At 66.7% G+C, this 17,677-nt stretch carries 18 protein-coding genes; 11 read left to right on the top strand and 7 right to left on the bottom strand.

Annotation, left to right across the window (positions count from 1 at the left end; genetic code table 11):
• Positions 1-1,020 carry a GTP 3',8-cyclase MoaA gene (gene moaA / locus FV220_RS12950; RefSeq protein ID WP_147831830.1) on the top strand — a complete coding sequence of 340 codons (1,020 nt, stop codon included), beginning with the start codon at positions 1-3 and terminating at the stop codon, positions 1,018-1,020.
• A 182-nt stretch (positions 1,021-1,202) separates the two neighbouring features.
• Here moaA and FV220_RS12945 read toward each other — a convergent pair whose 3' ends face one another.
• From FV220_RS12945 to FV220_RS12920, 6 genes are all read right to left on the bottom strand, one after another.
• Positions 1,203-1,430 carry a hypothetical protein gene (locus FV220_RS12945; RefSeq protein ID WP_056141900.1) on the bottom strand — a complete coding sequence of 76 codons (228 nt, stop codon included), beginning with the start codon at positions 1,428-1,430 and terminating at the stop codon, positions 1,203-1,205.
• Between the two features lie 90 nt (positions 1,431-1,520).
• A complete protein-coding gene (locus tag FV220_RS12940; protein ID WP_147831828.1) occupies positions 1,521-1,796 on the bottom strand; it encodes a hypothetical protein in 276 nt (91 codons plus the stop codon).
• A gap of 502 nt (positions 1,797-2,298) precedes the next feature.
• Entirely contained in the window at positions 2,299-3,246 is a 948-nt protein-coding gene (locus FV220_RS12935; RefSeq protein WP_147831826.1) for a PDR/VanB family oxidoreductase, read from the bottom strand.
• Positions 3,247-3,249: 3 nt separating this feature from the next.
• Positions 3,250-3,819: an MOSC domain-containing protein gene (locus FV220_RS12930; protein ID WP_082473062.1), complete on the bottom strand. Its 570-nt coding sequence runs from the start codon at positions 3,817-3,819 to the stop codon at positions 3,250-3,252.
• Positions 3,816-4,214, bottom strand: a complete 399-nt coding sequence (locus FV220_RS12925) for a Rid family detoxifying hydrolase (RefSeq protein ID WP_056141905.1) — start codon at positions 4,212-4,214, stop codon at positions 3,816-3,818. The genes FV220_RS12930 and FV220_RS12925 overlap by 4 nt, the downstream gene beginning before the upstream one ends.
• Positions 4,215-4,339: 125 nt before the next feature.
• Positions 4,340-5,647, bottom strand: a complete 1,308-nt coding sequence (locus FV220_RS12920) for an MFS transporter (RefSeq protein ID WP_187273408.1) — start codon at positions 5,645-5,647, stop codon at positions 4,340-4,342.
• A 328-nt stretch (positions 5,648-5,975) separates the two neighbouring features.
• Here FV220_RS12920 and FV220_RS12915 point away from each other — a divergent pair, with 328 nt between their 5' ends.
• The 6 genes from FV220_RS12915 to FV220_RS12890 all read left to right on the top strand — a co-directional run bounded on the left by FV220_RS12915 (position 5,976) and on the right by FV220_RS12890 (position 11,224).
• Positions 5,976-6,521, top strand: coding sequence for an XRE family transcriptional regulator (locus FV220_RS12915; protein ID WP_238254157.1), 546 nt, complete (start codon positions 5,976-5,978; stop codon positions 6,519-6,521).
• A 78-nt stretch (positions 6,522-6,599) separates the two neighbouring features.
• Positions 6,600-7,781, top strand: a complete 1,182-nt coding sequence (solA, locus tag FV220_RS12910; protein ID WP_147831824.1) for an N-methyl-L-tryptophan oxidase — start codon at positions 6,600-6,602, stop codon at positions 7,779-7,781.
• Between the two features lie 119 nt (positions 7,782-7,900).
• A complete protein-coding gene (locus tag FV220_RS12905) occupies positions 7,901-8,731 on the top strand; it encodes a transporter substrate-binding domain-containing protein (RefSeq protein ID WP_147831822.1) in 831 nt (276 codons plus the stop codon).
• A 117-nt stretch (positions 8,732-8,848) separates the two neighbouring features.
• Entirely contained in the window at positions 8,849-9,595 is a 747-nt protein-coding gene (locus tag FV220_RS12900; protein ID WP_056141920.1) for an amino acid ABC transporter permease, read from the top strand.
• A complete protein-coding gene (locus FV220_RS12895) occupies positions 9,592-10,443 on the top strand; it encodes an amino acid ABC transporter permease (RefSeq protein WP_210245947.1) in 852 nt (283 codons plus the stop codon). Before FV220_RS12900 ends, FV220_RS12895 begins: the two co-directional genes overlap by 4 nt.
• A 28-nt stretch (positions 10,444-10,471) precedes the next feature.
• Positions 10,472-11,224 (top strand): amino acid ABC transporter ATP-binding protein, encoded by a 753-nt coding sequence (locus FV220_RS12890; protein ID WP_147831820.1) that lies wholly within the window; start codon positions 10,472-10,474, stop codon positions 11,222-11,224.
• 730 nt (positions 11,225-11,954) lie between these two features.
• Here the strand turns inward: FV220_RS12890 and FV220_RS12885 are convergent.
• On the bottom strand, positions 11,955-12,476 hold the full coding sequence (locus FV220_RS12885; RefSeq protein ID WP_056141927.1) for a MarR family transcriptional regulator: 522 nt from the start codon (positions 12,474-12,476) through the stop codon (positions 11,955-11,957).
• Between the two features lie 151 nt (positions 12,477-12,627).
• Between FV220_RS12885 and FV220_RS12880 the strand changes: the two genes are divergently transcribed.
• The 4 genes from FV220_RS12880 to FV220_RS12865 all read left to right on the top strand — a co-directional run.
• Positions 12,628-13,902: an amidohydrolase/deacetylase family metallohydrolase gene (locus FV220_RS12880; RefSeq protein ID WP_056141930.1), complete on the top strand. Its 1,275-nt coding sequence runs from the start codon at positions 12,628-12,630 to the stop codon at positions 13,900-13,902.
• A 26-nt stretch (positions 13,903-13,928) separates the two neighbouring features.
• Positions 13,929-14,795, top strand: coding sequence for an alpha/beta hydrolase (locus tag FV220_RS12875; protein WP_147831818.1), 867 nt, complete (start codon positions 13,929-13,931; stop codon positions 14,793-14,795).
• Positions 14,792-17,164 (top strand): xanthine dehydrogenase family protein molybdopterin-binding subunit, encoded by a 2,373-nt coding sequence (locus tag FV220_RS12870; RefSeq protein WP_056141936.1) that lies wholly within the window; start codon positions 14,792-14,794, stop codon positions 17,162-17,164. Before FV220_RS12875 ends, FV220_RS12870 begins: the two co-directional genes overlap by 4 nt.
• On the top strand, positions 17,161-17,677 hold a 517-nt coding region (locus tag FV220_RS12865; RefSeq protein ID WP_187273405.1), incomplete at its 3' end, for an FAD binding domain-containing protein. The genes FV220_RS12870 and FV220_RS12865, both read left to right, overlap by 4 nt.

The raw sequence follows: 17,677 nt of genomic DNA, 5'->3' as shown, positions 1-17,677 counted from the left end.
ATGGCAGCACAGACGGCGACCTCGACCTGCGGGCTCATCGACAGCTTCGGACGACGCGTGACTTATCTGCGTCTCTCGGTCACCGACCGGTGCGACCTGCGCTGCGTCTACTGCATGTCGGAGGACATGACCTTTCGCTCTCGACGGGACATCCTCAGCCTGGACGAATTGGCTCGGTTGGCGCGTTTGTTCATTGCCCGCGGCATCGACAAGCTGCGCATCACCGGGGGGGAGCCGCTGGTGCGGCCCGGCATCCTCGGCCTGTTCGAGGAACTCTCGCAGCCGCTCCGGGACGGCTCGCTGCGCGAACTGACCCTCACGACGAACGGAACGCAACTCGCCCGCTTCGCCGATGATCTGGCCCGGACGGGGGTGCGCCGGATCAACGTCTCGCTCGACACCCTCGACCCGGAGCGCTTCCGGATGCTGACCCGTGGCGGTTCCCTCGCCAAGGTGCTGGAGGGGATCGCCGCGGCCCGCGCGGCGGGGCTCGCGGTCAAGCTCAACGCGGTCGCATTGAAGGACGGGACGGAGGGCGAGATCGACGAGCTCGTCGCCTTCGCCCACGACCGAAGCATGACCCTGAGCCTCATCGAGACCATGCCGCTCGGTGATGTCGGCATCGATCGCCTCGATCAGTACCTCCCCCTGGACGCCTTGCGCCGGCGGATCGAGGAGCGCTGGACGCTCATCGACGTCCCGATGCGAAGCGGCGGCCCGGCCCGCTACGCGCGTGTCGCGGAGACGGGCGGCCTGATCGGTTTCATCACCCCGCACACGCACAACTTTTGTGCGGATTGCAACAGGGTACGGATCACGGCGTCGGGCACGTTGCACACGTGCCTGGGCCAGGACGACGCGACGGACCTGCGGACACTCCTGCGAACCGGCGGCACGGACGACGATCTCGTGAGAATCATCGACGTGGCCCTCGGCCGTAAGCCCAAAGGCCACGATTTCGTTTTGAGCCGTGGCGCAGCCACCCAAATCGCGAGAAAGATGTCTGAGACCGGCGGGTGATGCTAGACATGTCTATACTATTGATGAGCATGTTGTGGAGATTTTAGCTTTGGACTATATTTCGCTAATTTATTATCTAAGGATTTTACGGCAGATTAACGTTGCGAAAGATCGAAGCGCGTCAGCGGCAAATCACCCTCAGCGGACCTGCGGCGAACCAAGCATACGGCCATGATCAACGGCTAGCCGTTCTTCATGTCGGGCGTCTGCGCCGTCGTGAACCCGACGACCATCTTCACGCCGGTCTTGCCGTCGTCGACGAGCCGGAGGTCGTTGTTGCAGGAGGCGGCTTGTCCGTTGATCTTCAGTTCGAGGCAATGCCCCGCGTTCACGTCGTCGACGGGTGGGTTGGCTAGCGCTGCCTCGGCTGACCGCATGGCAAGGGCGAGCGCGATCATCGTCCGCTTCATGGGAGATCAGATTCCTGATGGGGTGGGAGGCGTGCTGCCGGGCTACTTGGCCGGATGGTGTCGATGGGGGTTGACCCCATCGCTACTCGTTCAGCGCCGCTTGAGGGTGCCGCCGAAGTCACAGGACGGTCCGTGGAAGTGGTCGCAGTTTTCCGAAGTCACCTGCACGCGGCTGCGATCGCCGTTGTAGCGAACCGTGATCTCGCAGACCTCGTTGGGCTCGCCCGCCTTCACCCTGAGACGAAGAGTGCTCGCGTCCAGCTTCCTATCGGTACCGCGAATTTTGCCAATGCATTGGTTCGGGATCGCAGTATCCACGATCACCAGATACGCGCTGTTCTCGTCATCTCTATCGAGGGCGAGCACTTGGAGTTCGAGGCGGCCGTCGCCACGTCCCTGTAAGCGACCTTCGAGTCTCAGAACTGCGGAAGCGCTTGACGTGAGTAGAGCCCCGATGGCTGCCAAACCGATATCCGCAAACGGCGGCGAGCGGGCTTAACCCAGCGGGAAGTCGCCGCGCGGGCGAATGTCGAAGGCATTGCGAGTATCCTCTGCGGTCGGGAAAGCCGACAGAGGGGATTCACGTTGGCCCGCCTGAAATTTAAAGCGCCGCGTTGATTCTTGGTGTGGCGGACCGCCGCATGCTGTCGATGGCGCTGTAGACTGAGCCCTTAGGTGCATGGCCCGGTACGCCAATGAAGGGAGCTCGTGAGCTTCGGGTTTGCGCCATAAGTGGAAGTTGGCCGCCTGCCCGGAAGCAGACGTTCCCCCAATGCATACAGGTCGGCCAGGAAGATATCGGTCTCGATCTCGGTCATGCTGGGTCCAGGCGGTTGATCGCGTTCGAAAGTCGCCTCCCCACCATCGCTTAGAGATCGAGGATCACGCTCCCTTCCGCGCGCGAGACGCACGGGGTCATTCGGTTCTTGCGTTTCCCGACCGAGAGCACGGTATCGCGATGGATCACCGTGCCATCGCGGTAGCCGCACTCGCAGGCGCCGCAGACTCCGAGTTCGCACGAGGCGGGCTGAGAGACGCCGTGCTCGCGCAGGATGTCGAGGAGCGAACGGTCTGCAGGCACGTGAAGCAGGGTGCCTGTGGATGCGATGCGCGCCTCGAACGGCTCGGGCTTGAAGGTTTCGTCCGAGAGGGGGGCGAAGTGCTCCACATGGACCTGCTCCGGCGGCCAGCCCTGAGCGTCGAGGGCATACTGGACGGCGTCGGTGAGACGCCGCGGGCCACAGGCATAGACGTGCGTGTCCACCGTGAAGTCGCAGAGATGCGTCGGATCGAGGCGTCGACCTTCATCGGCGAACCAGCCCTGCAGTCGGTCACCGCAGATCGCGCGGACGTCCGCGAGGAGAGGCGCATGGGTGGCGGAGCGCGCACAGACATGAAGCGCGAAGTCCGCTCCTTCCGCCGCAAGCGTGCGTGCCATGGCGAGGAGCGGCGTCACGCCGATCCCACCCGCCACGAGAATATGGCGCCGTCCGTCGGGTGCGAGGGGGAAGTTGTTGCGGGGCGCGGAGACGTCGGCGACCGAGCCAACGCTGAGGTTGCCGTGCACCCAAGTCGAACCCCCGCGTCCCGCCTCCTCGCGCTTGATCGCGATCTCGTATCGCGTGCGATCCGCAGGGTCGCCGCAGAGCGAGTACTGGCGCACGCGTCCATCCGGCAGCCGAAGATCAAGGTGGGCACCGGCTGTCCAGGACGGGAGCTCCGGCCGTCGCGGATGAACCAGGGTGAGATGCAGCACGTCGGGCGTCGTCGCCATAGCCGCTGCGACCTGCATCTTCATGACGAGGCGTGCGCTCACGACCTAGTCCGCCATCTCGATGGTGTCGCCGACCCGGATGATCCCCCCGCGCTCGATCCCGCAATTGAGGCCCGAGCGGTTGTAGAGAGGCAGGTAGACCGGCTGGCCCAGGAGTTCCTCGAGGTACTTGCACGGAAAGTTGAGCCGTCCGCCGCGCAGGATCACCTCGCCCACGCGAAAGCGACGTCCCACGAGGTGGTTCAGTGGGACGCCCCGAACCGTGAGGTTGCGGCGGTGGTCGATCGGCGCGATGTGCAGAGGACCGCTTTGTAGCGGCGGGTCGTTCCGGTTGATCGCGTCCAGCGCCTCCTGCTCGATCAGCGTCACCTCACGGGTGTCGGGCTTGGGCGAATAGGTGCCCGAACCGAGATAGTAGCGGTCGCCCTCGATGCCGCGCCCGGCGACGCACCGGGCCTCGGCGCGCTCTTCCATCTCGTAGCTCGCTGCCGAAGCGGTATGGATGTTGAGCAGGCTGCCCCGCCATCCCACGGCTCCACCCGGCACGCCGACAGCGATCGAACCGGCCGGGTGCGCGAATGCCTCGACCATGCGGGGGGCTGATGCGTCCGTCATCGCGTGGCCTCCGACTGTGTCGCGAGGGCGATGGCTTCGATCTCGACCATGGCATCGCGGGGCAACCGGGCGACCTCGATCGTCGAGCGTGCCGGGGCATCGCCGGGGAAGTGCTCCGCATAGACCGCGTTCATGGCGGCGAAGTCGTTCATGTCCTTGAGGAACACGGTCGTCTTGGCGACCGTCGCCAGGCTCGCGCCACCCGCCTCCAGAACCGCCGAGAGATTGGCCAGGGAGGCCCTGGTCTGCGCCGCGATGCCGTCGGGAAACCCGCCCGTCTCCGGGTTGATCGGGAGTTGCCCGGAGGCGAAGACGAGATCGCCGACGCGTGTGGCCTGGGCATAGGGACCGGCGGCCGGAGCAGCCTTGTCCGTCTTGATGATCGTCCTGTTCATCCGTCCTCCTCGAAGCCGGCGCGGCTCCACAACATGTCTACGATACTAGATAATTATCCACTGTGAAGGAGCCGCGAGCGGCGTTTCGCAGTTCGCGACTCCGAACATCGCAAAGAGGCGGTCGCTCAGTCGATCTGCCGCCGCGCGGTCTCGGGTGAGAGGAACGCGGCGACCAGCGTCACGCAGGCCAGCACGATCAGGTAGACCGAGATCGGCCAGGTCGCGCCGCTGCTCCAGGTCAGCAGGGCGGCGGCGATGAGCGGGGTGAAGCCGCCGCTCAGGGCCGCTCCGACTTGGAAGCCAAGCGAGGCGCCGCTGTAGCGCAGGCGCGCATCGAACAGCTCCGACATCCAGGCCGCCCCCGTCCCGAACATGATGCCCTGGCCGAAGCTCAGCGCCACCGCGACGGTCAGCGTGATGATGGTCGGATCGCGGGTGTCGAGAAGCTGGAACAGCGGGAAGGCGAAGACGATGGAAAACAAGCAGGCGACGACGAACAGGGTGCGGCGGCCGTAGCGGTCCGAGAGCCATCCGAAGACAGGAATCGTGAAGAGTTCGATGATCGCCGCGACCAGGATGCCGTTGAGGATGATGCTGCGCGGCAGGCCGAGTTTCCCCGTCACGTAGGAGATCGAGAACACCGTGACGATGCTGACATAGGCGATCTCCGACACTTTCAGGCCGACGGCCTTAAGGAAGGTCCGAGGGTGCTCGGTGAGGATCTCGACGACCGGGATCTTGGCAACGGCGGCGCGCTCTTTCACACGCTGGAACGAGGGCGTCTCGTGCAGGCGAAGCCGGATGAAGAGTCCGACGCCGACGAGGAAGGCGCTCGCGAGGAACGGCAGGCGCCAGCCCCAGGCCAAGAACTCGGCTTCGGGCATCAGACCCGTCAGGGCGAAGGCTCCGATGGAGAGGATGACGCCCAGGGGATAGCCGAGCTGGACGATGCTCCCGAAGAAGCCGCGCCGATGGGCCGGTACGCTCTCGACCACCATCAGGACCGCGCCGCCCCATTCCCCGCCGATGCCGATGCCCTGGACCAGCCGCAGGGTGACGAGCAGGATCGGTGCCCAGACGCCGATCTGCGCATAGGTCGGCAGGCAGCCGATCAGGAAGGTGCCGAGGCCCATGATCATGATCGTGAGGGACAGCATGGCCTTACGGCCGATCTTGTCGCCGAAATGGCCGAAGACGATGCCGCCCAGGGGGCGTGCCAGAAATCCGACAGCGTAAGAGCCGAAGGCGGCGATCGTCCCGACGACGGGGTCGATGCTCGGAAAGAAGAGCTTGTTGAACACGAGGGCACTGGCCGTGCCGTAGATCAGGAAGTCGTACCATTCGACAGTCGTGCCGATCACGCTCGACCAGACGATCTGCCGTCGGTCCGCGAGGGACACCTCGTTCCGGTCGAGACCGCCTTCGGTTTCCATCACAATCGCCGTACTCGCCATGGCCTTCGACCCTCCACAGAACTGGAGAAAATTCCACTGATGTGGAGGCAATCGCCATGCCAGATGCTGCAGCGATCGTTTGGCGCGCCCCGGGCGCGCATGACGGCGCCCGGCCGTGCGGCGAAAGCCGGGACGTCGCGGGATGGGGCGCGTGCAAACGTCGGGACGATCCCCTATTCAGGGGCGAAGCTGACCCGAACGGCCCTACTGCCGGTCTACCGGGAGGATGGGAGTGGATGACGGCATGTCGGTGAGGGAGATGGTTGCCCCGGCTCAGACAGCGGCAGAAACGAGTCCCCAGATCTATGTGTCCGAGGAGATCCGTCGCCGCCGCAGGGAGCTCCACCTTTCCCTGGAGGCGCTCGCGACGCGCTCCGGCGTGAGCCGCTCAATGATCTCGAAGATCGAGAGGGCCGAGGCGGTGCCCTCAACCGCTGTGCTCTCCCGCCTGGCCGAGGCGCTCGGCGTGACCTTCTCGCGGTTGATGTCCCCAGCGACCGAACTCGAGGTCCTGCTGATCCCGGCGCGTCGCCAGCCCATCCTTCGGGACGAAGAATCGGGCTTCCTGCGTCGCTGCCTGTCGCCGGTCCTACCGGGCCGAGGCATCGATCTGGTCCTGAACACCCTGCCGCCCGGTGGCAGCACGGGCGAGTTCACGGCCCATCGCCCCGGCGTCTCGGAATACATCTACATCCTGCGCGGCCGCCTGCGCGCCGTGATCGGTGACCGGACCGTGATCGCGGAGACGGGGGACAGCCTGTATTTCGAAGCCGATGCCGGTCACGCTTTCACGAATCTCGGCACGGATCCGTGCGAGTATATCCTGGTGATCGATCCGTCCCGCGCTCGGTAGCGATCTTCCGTCGGAAGATCGGGGTTTCGCTTGCGTTGCAGGGAATCGGCTTGAGTATCAACCGGAGCGCATCCTGCGATGGAAGACCGTTTTGACATCGCCGTCGTCGGCCTTGGCGCCATGGGCAGCGCGGCCCTCTATCAACTGGGGCTGCGGGGCGCGAAGGCGGTCGGCCTCGATCGCTTCGCCCCGCCGCATGCCCTGGGGTCGAGTCACGGCGAGAGCCGCATCACCCGGCAGGCCGTCGGCGAGGGCCGCGACTACGCCCCCTTCGTCCTGGCTTCGCACCGGATCTGGCGCGCTCTGGAGGCGGAGACCGGGGAGACACTGTTGACCGCCTGCGGCGCCCTGGTGTTGGGGCCGGGCAGCGGTGACACCTCCCATCACGGCAAGCCGGATTTCGTCGGGCGTTCGATCGATGCCGCGCGGGCCTTCGCGATCCCGCACGAGGTCCTCGACGCAGGCGAGATCGCGCGCCGCTTCCCGCAATTCCTGAATCTCAACGGCGACGAGAAGGCCTATTACGAGCCTGGCGGCGGTTACGTTCGCCCCGAACGCTGCATCGCCGCGCAACTGCGCCGCGCCGGTGAGCTCGGCGCCGACATCCGCACCGGGACGACGGTGCTGTCGATCCTCAAAGAGCCGGGCGGAGTCCGGATCGAGACCGACCGTGGCGTCGTCCTGGCCGATCAGGTGGTCGTCTCGGCGGGAGCCTGGACCGCGCCCCTCCTGGGCTCGCCTTTCACGGACTTGCTCACGGTCAACCGCCAGCTCCTGCACTGGTACGCCCTCGATGACGCCTCGGCCTATGGCCCCGAGGCGCCGGTCTTCATCTGGATGCATGGATCCGGTGAAACGGACTACCTCTACGGATTCCCGCCTCTGCCGGGCGAGGCCCAGGTCAAGGTCGCCACCGAACAGTACGAGACCTCCACGAGGGCCGATGTCCTCGACCGCGCCGTGGGACCCGAGGAATCCGCCGCGATGCATCGGCACCACGTGGCGGGCCGGCTCGCCAGCGCGACGGCGCGGGTGACCAAGGCCGCCGCCTGCCTCTACACCGTGACCCCCGACCGCGGATTCATCATCGACCGCCACCCGCGGATGGACCGGGTCCTCGTCGTCTCCGCCTGCTCAGGGCACGGCTTCAAGCACTCGGCCGGGATCGGCGAGGCCGTGGCAAACGAGATGTCTCGGGCGAGCGGGCGCATCGATCTCGAACCGTATTCGCTTGCGCGGTTCGACCGATCCCCACAGTGATGGCCTGCCGATTGCTTGACCCGCTTGGACCGGACAAGGCAGTCTCTCTGGCGAGGGATCGTGGTACCCGGGTCTCGTACCCGGTCGCCCCGGATGTCCCAAGAAACAGGTGTCGTTTCATGCGCAAGCCGACAATAGCGTTCCTCGGCTCCAGTCTGCTTGCAGCGGCCACATCGCTTTCAGCCTCCTTGGCCACGGCCGCGGATGGAATCGAGGCGATCAAGCAGCGTGGGACGCTCATCGTCGGTGTGAAGGCGGATTACCGTCCCTTCGGCTTCCGCGATCCGAGCGGAGCGATCATCGGGCTGGAACCGGATCTCGCCGCCGACGTCGCCAAGCGCCTCGGCGTGAAGCTCGAACTCGTGCCGGTGGTCTCCTCCAACCGGATCGAGTTCCTGCAGCAGGGCAAGGTCGACCTCCTCATCGCCACGATCTCGGACAAGCCGGAGCGCCGCCGCGTCGTGCAGGCCATCGACCCGCAATATTATTCCGACTTCGTCAACGTGATGCTGCCCAAGAAGGCCAACATCACCGACTGGGCGCAGCTGAAGGGCAAGCCCCTCTGCGCAACCTCCGGCGCCTGGTACAACAAGGACGTGGCCCGTACCTACGGTGTCGAGATCGTCGCTTTCGACGGCTCGGAGAAGCCGCTCTTCGCCCTCAAGCAGGGCAACTGCCTCGGCTACGTCTACGATCAGAGCATGCTGCAGGGGAAGCTCCTCGACGCCGACTGGAAGGCGGATTACGCCCTGCCGCTGAAGGGCATCTTCGACGCCCCCTGGATGATGGCGGTGGCGCCGGGTAACAGTTCGCTGCAGACGATGATGGAGGCCACGACCAAAGACTGGATGAAATCCGGTTTCATCGTCGAGGGCGAGAAAAAGTGGGGCATCGAGCCGACGGAATACTCGAAGGCGATGCACGAGAAGTACAAGAACGCGACCAACTGAGTGTCTCTCACGAAACTCCCGCCGCGCGGTAGGGGTCAGGGCGAAAACCGGCCACGGTCGGGAGTTTCGTGAGGCATTCCGCGCAGGGCCGATCGACTCGCCGTCTTGAGGAGCACGATGGACGCCGTTCCGAACTGGTTCCGGACCCTTTACGACACGACGGGCTTCAACTTCACGGTCTTCTACGACCCCTATGATTGGGACCGCTACGTCAACGGCCTGAAGACGACCCTGCTGCTGGCGGTGACGACGATTCTGGCCAGTCTCGTCATCGGCGCCGTTGGGGCACTCCTCCAGGGTGGCCCGTCGCGGCTCCTGCGCGGAGTCGTGAACGGCTTCGTCGTGGTGTTCCGCAACACGCCGCCGTTGGTGCAGATCTTCTTTTTCTACTTCGGTCTGGGCACCCTGCTGCCGGCCGCCCAGACCGCCGACGGACTGCGCGTGCCGATCCTCGACAACGTGCAATGGGCCATCGTCTCGCTGTCGCTGTTCGCCGGAGCCTTCAACGTCGAGATCTTCCGGTCCGGCATCGAGGCGGTGCCGCGTACCACCATCGAGGCGGCCGAGGCCCTCGGCTATACCCGCCTGAAGGCCTACCTCTACATCGTGCTGCCGCTCGCTCTCCGCGTTTGTCTGCCGGCACTCAACAACAACCTCATCAACCTCCTGAAGACCACCACCCTGGCCTACGCCATTGCGGTGCCCGAGACGCTGTACGCAGTGAAGCAGATCTGGTCGGAATCGCAGAACGTGCTGGAGATGATGATCGTACTGCTGGCGACCTACGCGGTCCTCGTCGGCGTCCTCGTCTGGATCATGCATCGCTGGGAGCGGGCCCTCCGGATCCCGGGATACAGCCGGTGAGGGCGGCACCACCGAGTGCCGGCGACCTGCCGGTCCTGCTGCCGTTCCGGGTCTCGCGCACGCGGACCCGGTTCGCCCTCCGCCCGACGCAAACGTGGCTCCTCGGGGCGTGGCTCGCCGGCCTCGTCCTCGTGGTGCCGGCCTTCGCGCAAGGGCCGGACGCCGTGCTGTCGCCGCTCCAGGTCGTCCTGCGCTGGGCGCCGCTGCTGCTGACGGGCTTTGCCTTCAACGTCGCGATCTCGCTCGTGGCGATGCTCCTCGGCACGGGGGCGGGTCTCGGGCTGGGACTCGCCCTGGTGAGCGAGGGGCCGGTCCTGCGCCGCATCGCCTGGGGCGTGACGCAGGTCTTCCGCAACGTGCCCTGGCTGGTGCTGCTGTTCTTCGTGATGTTTCTCGTGCCGTTCCAGGTCACGGTGTTCGGCTTGCGCGTGCCGCTGCCCGACTGGGTCAAGGGGACGGTGGGGTTCGCGCTGCCGGTGATGGCCAATGTCGCCGAGATCGTGCGCGGCGCCGTGCGCTCGGTGCCGGCCACCCAGTGGGAGGCGGCCGAATCCCTGGCCTTCACCCGGCGGCAGACGCTGTTCCGGATCATCCTGCCTCAATGCCTCAAGCGCATGCTGCCGCCCTGGATGAACGTCTACGCCCTGATCGCCATGGCGACGGTGCAGGCCTCCATCGTCGGCGTCACCGAGATGCTGACATTGACGGCGCAGGTTCACGCCGCCGAAGGGGGCCGGCCGGAGCTGTTCGCTCCCCTCTACGGCTTCGCCCTGCTGTGCTTCTTCCTCTACTGCTATCCGATCGACCGGCTGACCGCGCGCCTGGAGCGGCGCTTCGAGACGGCATGAGGCCAGTGTTCCCTATGGTGCGTCCCCGATGCTGAAGGTTCCGACCGCCAATGCGCCAATCATCCAGCTGCTCGACGTGCACAAGTCCTTCGGCGAAGCCGAGGTACTCAAGGGCATCAGCTTCGACGTGCGTCGGGGTGAGGTCGTCTGCATCATCGGGCCGTCCGGCTCGGGCAAGTCGACGCTGATCCGCTGCATCAACGCCCTCGTTCCAGTCACCTCCGGCACCATCCGGGTCGACGGGATCGAGGTGGCCGACCCGAAACTCGACAAGCTGGCCCTGCGGCGCAAGGTCGGCATGGTGTTCCAGCAGTATAACCTGTTTCCGCACAAGACGGCGCTGCAGAACGTCATGATGGCGCCCATCCACGTGCTGGGCCAGGACAAGCGGGAGGTCGAGGCCCGGTCACGGGCGCTCCTTGCCAAGGTGCGGCTCGCCGGCAAGGAGGCGGCCTATCCCGGCGAGATGTCGGGCGGGCAGCAGCAGCGCGTGGCCATCGCCCGCTCGCTCGCGATGCGGCCGGACGTGATGCTGTTTGACGAGGTCACAGCCGCCCTCGATCCCGAGACGGTCAAGGAGGTGCTGGTCACCATCCGCGAGTTGGCCGAGGAGGGCATGACCTGCCTCCTCGTCACCCACGAGATGAACTTCGCGCGCGAGGTCGCCGACCACGTCTACTTCACCGATCGCGGTGTCATCGTCGAGCACGGGCCGCCCGAGACTTTGTTCTCGTCCGCCGTCGATCCGCGCACGCGGCGATTCCTGTCCCAGGTTCTCTAGAAACCCATTCAAGCCTATTCAGACGAGCTTCGAGGTCGGGGCTTTGGCTGCACACCCCGGCGGGCTTAACGTTTCATTGCCGAGCGTTGCACGAAGCCGGCGCGGCGCGGAGCCCGTCAATATTGGGCACGGACGACAAGGTCGGCCTCAGACGCGATCCCTCGTCTATCTCCCGAGCAACTCATCAGGTTCCTGACCCAGCCCATAGCTTGCACGAGATCCTCCGCGGAGCGGGTCGAGATGCCCAGGATGTAGGCCTTCTGGATCACCGCCGTCAGTGTTCCTCATCCTGAGCTTGTCGGAGGGGTCGGCCGTGCGCTGCGGCTTCAGGAGGCCGGGAAGGCACACCCCTTGCGCAGCCCTCCCACGCCGTCAGCCGCTCGGCCGCAAAGACGATCATCGCGGACCACCCCGCGCGCTACATCACCGCCCTACATAACTGCCTTCCGAGACAAGTAAAAAATAACATTGCGCTGATCTGCAGGGCGACCAATCGGTAATAATCAGTGTTATGGTTTGATCTGCCTGAATAAATAGACAGGAGTGGATAATCAATATCTTGGGCGCTTCAAGGCATCGATAGGCATCTGAAGCGCGACCGGACCGATTGAAGGCTCCACAATGGGTCGATCACTCGTGGGAACGGGATTGCCCGGCCCCGCGACGATGCCTGCGCGTTCACAGTCGCGAGCTTCATCGAGACACGGATGCGGCGGACGTTGCACGGCAATCACCCCAGCAACTCATCTTTGCCCCGACGCTGTTGGTTGGCTGCAGTGATCTTCTTCATCAGGCGGATCAGGGTCGCTTGCTCGTCTTCCGAGAGGGATTCGAGCGTCGCGTCGTGCGCCTGTCGTGCGGCCGCCTCCATCCGGCTCAGCAAGACGCGGCCGGCCTGAGTCAACCGGCAGCGTTGAGAGCGCCGGTCGGTCGGTGAAGCAGAGCGTTCGACGAATCCGCGTGCTTCCAGACGTTTGATGGCGCCGGTCGTCGTCGTACGGTCGAGAGCCACAGCATTGGCTAAGGTTGTCTGATCGGCTTCGCCGCATTCTGCCAGTAAAGAGAGCAGGCTGTACTGCAGCGGAGTGATACGGAAAGCGCCACAACGCTCTGAAAAGAGGCTGACGTGAATCTGATGAAGGCGCCGGATGAGAAATCCCGGCCGCTCCGGCAAAAGCCAAGGTGTTCCGATGGGCTGAAGAGCCTCCGGTGATGGCGCCGCATTCGCTTCAGCCAGCCCGCTTTCGTTCATCCGCGTCTCGTCTCCCGCTCCCGATCCGAAGCCCGGACCGTTCCTGGCACGTAACATGCCTTGGCAGATATACGAAGCATGCTTCGCATTTCCTTGGTCACGTCCGTGCGAGGCAAGGCGAAGGCCGACACGCGACGATGGAGGAGACGGAATGGACGCTGGTCGCTACGACATGCTGCTGCGCGGCGGACGGGTCATCTGCCCGGTTTCCGGCATCGACGGCATCAAGGACGTCGCCATCCGTGACGGGCGGATCGCCGCCGTCGAGGACCACATCGTCCCCTCCTCGTCGACCGAGGTGGTGAACGTCCAGGGCAAGCTGGTCCTGCCGGGGATGATCGACACCCACGGCCACGTCTACCAATACGTCACAGGCCGGTTCGGACTGCCGCCCGACATGGTCGGCGTGCGCTCAGGGGTGACCACGGTCATCGACCAGGGCGGCGCCTCCTGCATGACCCTGCCGGGCTTTCGCCACTTCGTCTCCGAGAAGGCCGAGACCCGGATCTACGCGTTCCTCTCCGCCTATCTGGTCGGCGGCCTCGAAGGGCACTTCTATCCGAACCTCTACAGCCCGGACGGAGTCGACATCGACGCCACGGTGAAGTCGGCGGTGGAGAACCGCGACCTCGTGCGCGGCATCAAGGGGCACGCCGAGATCGGGGGCTTCGCCCGCTGGGGCATCAAGGTGATGGAGATGGCGGCCGAGATCAGCCGCCGGGCCGACCTGCCCCTCTACGTGCATTTCGGCCAGCTCTGGGGCCTGCCCGAGAGCGGCGCCAACGGCGAGGACGCCAACACCATCATGGAGCGGGTGATCCCGCTGCTGCGCCCCGGGGATTTCCTCGCCCACCCGTTCACGCGTCATCCGGGCGGCTTCATCAACGAGGAGGGCGTCGTCCACCCGATCATCCGGGCGGCAATGGATGCGGGCCTCCGGGTCGATGTCGGGCATGGCAGCCACTTCTCCTATCGGGTGGCCCGCGCCTCCCTGCCGGCGGGCGTCGTGCCCTACACGTTGGGCGCCGACATGCACGGCTACAACACCGAGGTGCCGCGACCGGCGGGCACGCCCGAGGAGCACCACGACGACGAGAACCACCCCTTCCTCGGCCAGGCCCGCTTCAGCCTGACCCAGGCCATGAGTTCGATGATGGCGTTGGGCCTCAGCCTCGAAGAGGTGGTGCCCATGGTGACGAAGCATCCGGCCGAGATGCTGGGCCTGTCCGACCGGATCGGCGCCCTGACGCCGGGCTTCGCCGCCGACGTCTCGGTGCTGCACGACCATCGCGGTCGCTTCCTGTTGCGCGACAACGAGGACACGCAGGTCATCGCCCAGCGCCTGCTGCAGCCGGCCTTCTGCCTGCGCGCTGGCCGCCGCTTCGACGCCGACTCGCCGATCCTGCCCAGCGCCGTCGCGGCCTGACCCTGGCACTCGAAGGAGACGACCGCATGAGGGCCGATCCGTCCCCACTGCCGCCCGACCCCCGGCGCGATTGGTCCCGCCTCGACCGGGCGGCGCGCGATGCTGCCTACGATAACAATGCGGCGGTACCCGATGCCGCCGCCCAGGCCGCTGCGCGGAACGCGGCCTCCGCCGCCTACCGCGCCGCGCATCCGGGCGCCCTCGACATCCCTTATGCGCCGGCGCCGCGCACGGCCCTCGACCTCTATCCGGCGACAAACCCGGCCGCGCCCTGCCTCGTCTTCATTCACGGCGGCTATTGGCAGCGCAATTCCCCTGACCTGTTCGCCTGCTTCGCCGAAGGCACTGCCGCCGCCGGCTGGTCCGTGGCGATGCCGGGCCACACCCTCGCCCCCGAGGCGAGCCTGACGCAAATCGTCGAGGAGATCGGCTTGTGCCTCGACTGGCTGGCAGAGCACGGGCCGGCTCACGGCGTTGCCGGTCCCTTGGTGATCGCCGGCTGGTCGGCGGGGGCGCATCTCGCGGCGATGCAGCTCCATCACCCGGCCGTTGTGGCGGGGCTCGCGATTTCGGGCGTCTACGAACTCGGGCCCATCCGTGACACCGGCCTGAACGATGCCCTCTCACTCACCGACGCTGAGGTCGCGGCCTTGTCACCCCTGCGCCTGCCGGTGATGGGGAAACCCTTGGCCATTGCTTATGGCAGCGCCGAGCGCCCGGCCCTCGTCCACGACGCCCGTGACTTCCATGCCCTGCGCAGCACCCACCACGCGCCGGGGCCGCTCGTCCCCGTGGCGGGGGCCGAACACTTCTCGATCTTGAACGAACTGCGTCGTCCCGGCGGCGTGCTGGTGCGCGCCGCGATCGACCTCATCGAGGGGAGACACGCATGAGCGACGCGAACGGCCTCACCGAGGGCGTCGGCGCCCGCCTGCCCCGCAAGGAAGACGACCGCCTGATGCGCGGGCGCGGACACTATGTCGGCGATCTGCGCCTCCCCGGCCTGCAGGATGTCGCCTTCGTCCGCAGCCCCCTGGCGCATGCCCGCATCCGGGCGATCCACGTACCTGACGCGTTTCGCGGGCAGGTGTTCACGGCGGCCGACCTCGCGGACGTGCAGCCGATCCGGGCCGTCTCGGGGCTCGCCGGCTTCAAGGTCTCCGAGCAGCCGGTCCTGGCCAAGGACAAGGTCCGGCAGGTCGGGGAATTGCTGGCGATCTGCCTCGCGCCGACGCGGGCGCAAGCCGAAGACATCGCCGCCGCCATCGTCCTCGACCTCGAGGAGCTTCCGGCCGTGCACGACATGCTCGCCGCCCGCGAGCCCGGCTCCGCCCTGGTCCACGAGCATTGGGGCGACAACGTTTTTCTTGAGACCCTGGTCGACGTGAACTTCACTTCGGCGCTCGACGCTCCGATCAAGGTCTCGCGCACCATCTCCACCGGACGCCAGTGCATGGCGCCCATCGAGGGGCGGGGCACGGTGGTGCATCTCGACCACCGCATGGACCAGCTCGTGGTCCACACGGCGAGCCAGATGCCGCACATCGTGCGCAACGGCCTCTCCGAATGTCTCGGGATCGAGCAGGGGCGCCTGCGCATCGTCTCGCCCGATGTGGGCGGCGGCTTCGGCTACAAGGCGATCCTGCTCGCCGAGGATGTCTGCCTCGCCTGGCTGGCGCTCCGCGTCGGCCACCCCGTGCGCTGGCTGGAAGACCGGCGCGAGCACCTCACCGCCAACGCCAATTGCCGCGAGCACCATTACCGCATCACCGCCTATGCGGAACGGGACGGCACCCTCCGGGGCATCGATTGCGAGGCCACGGTCGATTCCGGTGCCTACTCGGCCTACCCGTTCTCCGCCTGCCTGGAGGCCGCGCAGGTGGCCAGCATCCTGCCCGGCCCCTACGACTTCCCGGCCTATCGCTGCCGGACCTGGTCGGTGGCCACCAACAAATGCCCGATCCTGCCCTATCGCGGGGTCGCCCGGACCGGCGTGTGCTTTGCCATGGAACTGATCCTCGACGCGGTGGCGGCCGAGGCGGGCATCGAACCCTGGACGGTGCGCGAGAAGAACCTCGTGCGGGCCGAGCAGATGCCCTTCGACAACATCACCGCCAAGCATTTCGACAGCGGCGACTACCCGCAGGCGTTGAGACGCGCCCTCGCCGCCATCGACGTCGACGCCGTTCGGGCGCGCCAGCGGACACCCGAGGCCGACGGGCGCCGCATCGGCCTCGGACTCTCGATCTATTGCGAGCAGGCGGCGCACGGCACCTCGGTCTATTCCGGCTGGGGCATCCCCATGGTGCCGGGCCACGAGCAGGCCGGCGCGCGGCTCACCCCCGATGGCGGCCTCGAACTTCGGATCGGCGCCCATTCCCACGGGCAGGGATTGGAGACGACCCTGGCGCAGGTGGCGCACGAAATCCTCGGCGTGCCGGTGGCTCGCACGCGCCTCGTCCATGGCGACACCGCGATGACGCCGTATTCCACCGGTTCCTGGGGATCGCGCGTCATGGTGATGGCGGGCGGCGCCGTGGCGTCGGCCTGCCGCGAGCTCAGCTTGCGGGCGCTCCGCATCGGGGCGCACCTGCTCCAGGCCGACCCGGCGGACTGCCGCTTCGAGGCGGGTCGCGTCGTCGGCCCCTCGGGCGATGTCGGCCTCGCCCAGATCGCCCACACCTGGTACCGGCGCCCGCAGGATCTGGCCCTCGATGTCGATCCGGGCGGCCTCGAAGTCACCGCCGGTTACAAGCCGCAACGCGATTCCGGCACCTTCTCCTACGCCGCCCATGCGGCCCTCGTCGCCGTGGACCCCGATTTAGGGGCGGTGGAAATCCTCGACTACGTCATCGTCGAGGATGGCGGCACCCTCGTGAACCCGCTGGTGGTGGACGGCCAGATCTATGGCGGCCTCGCGCAGGGCATCGGCACGGCCCTCTACGAGGAGATGCGCTTCGATTCCCGGGGCCAGCCGCTGGCCTCCACCTTCGCCGACTACCTCCTGCCGGGGCCGGCGGAGGTGCCCGAACCTCGCATCGACCACATGGAGACCCCCTCCCCCTACACGCAGTTCGGCGTGAAGGGGATCGGCGAGGGCGGGGCCATCGCGCCCCCGGCCGCGCTCGCCAACGCCATCAACGACGCCCTGCGCCCCCTCGGTGTGGCGATGCTGCATGCGCCGGTGAGCCAGCATCGGATCGTCGAGGCCGTGCTGGAGGCCCGCGACGCGGCCTCTGCCCGCAGCCGGGAGGCCGCATGAAACCCGCCCGTTTCGCCTATGAGCGCCCCGGCGATCTGCCCGCCCTGCTCGCCCGGCTCGCCACCGCCGAGGGCAGCGTGAAGCTGATGGCCGGGGGGCAATCCCTCGGACCGATGCTGAACCTGCGCCTCGTCGAACCCGACCTCGTCCTCGACATCACGGGCATCCCCGAGCTGCGTCGGGCGTCCGTCGAAGGCGAGACCCTGGTGCTCGGCGCCTGCATCACCCATGCGGATATCGAGGACGGGCGCGTCCCCGACCTGACGGGCGGCGCCATGGCGCGGGTGGCGATGGCCATCGCCTACCGGCCGGTGCGCAATCGCGGCACGATCGGCGGCTCCCTCGTCCATGCCGATCCGGCCGCCGACTGGGTCACGTCGCTGATCGCCCTCGGCGCCGAAGTCGAACTGGCGTCGGCCTCCGGCCGCCGCCGGCTGGCCCTGGAGGACTTCGTCACCGGCGCCCTCGACGTGGCCCTGGCGCCCGGCGAAATGCTGGTCGCCGTGCGGATTC

Origin of the sequence: Methylobacterium sp. WL19 (assembly GCF_008040005.1) — a bacterium.
Taxonomy (GTDB): domain Bacteria; phylum Pseudomonadota; class Alphaproteobacteria; order Rhizobiales; family Beijerinckiaceae; genus Methylobacterium; species Methylobacterium bullatum.
This window is presented reverse-complemented; position numbering and strand designations above follow the sequence as displayed.

What these genes read in the sequence shown, in the direction of transcription:
- moaA (WP_147831830.1), top strand. Translation starts at nt 1, where the DNA reads ATGGCAGCACAGACGGCGACCTCGACCTGCGGGCTCATCGACAGCTTC.
- FV220_RS12945 (WP_056141900.1), bottom strand. Translation starts at nt 1,430, where the DNA reads ATGAAGCGGACGATGATCGCGCTCGCCCTTGCCATGCGGTCAGCCGAG.
- FV220_RS12930 (WP_082473062.1), bottom strand. Translation starts at nt 3,819, where the DNA reads ATGACGGACGCATCAGCCCCCCGCATGGTCGAGGCATTCGCGCACCCG.
- FV220_RS12925 (WP_056141905.1), bottom strand. Translation starts at nt 4,214, where the DNA reads ATGAACAGGACGATCATCAAGACGGACAAGGCTGCTCCGGCCGCCGGT.
- FV220_RS12920 (WP_187273408.1), bottom strand. Translation starts at nt 5,647, where the DNA reads ATGGAAACCGAAGGCGGTCTCGACCGGAACGAGGTGTCCCTCGCGGAC.
- solA (WP_147831824.1), top strand. Translation starts at nt 6,600, where the DNA reads ATGGAAGACCGTTTTGACATCGCCGTCGTCGGCCTTGGCGCCATGGGC.
- FV220_RS12905 (WP_147831822.1), top strand. Translation starts at nt 7,901, where the DNA reads ATGCGCAAGCCGACAATAGCGTTCCTCGGCTCCAGTCTGCTTGCAGCG.
- FV220_RS12900 (WP_056141920.1), top strand. Translation starts at nt 8,849, where the DNA reads ATGGACGCCGTTCCGAACTGGTTCCGGACCCTTTACGACACGACGGGC.
- FV220_RS12890 (WP_147831820.1), top strand. Translation starts at nt 10,472, where the DNA reads ATGCTGAAGGTTCCGACCGCCAATGCGCCAATCATCCAGCTGCTCGAC.
- FV220_RS12885 (WP_056141927.1), bottom strand. Translation starts at nt 12,476, where the DNA reads ATGAACGAAAGCGGGCTGGCTGAAGCGAATGCGGCGCCATCACCGGAG.
- FV220_RS12880 (WP_056141930.1), top strand. Translation starts at nt 12,628, where the DNA reads ATGGACGCTGGTCGCTACGACATGCTGCTGCGCGGCGGACGGGTCATC.
- FV220_RS12875 (WP_147831818.1), top strand. Translation starts at nt 13,929, where the DNA reads ATGAGGGCCGATCCGTCCCCACTGCCGCCCGACCCCCGGCGCGATTGG.
- FV220_RS12870 (WP_056141936.1), top strand. Translation starts at nt 14,792, where the DNA reads ATGAGCGACGCGAACGGCCTCACCGAGGGCGTCGGCGCCCGCCTGCCC.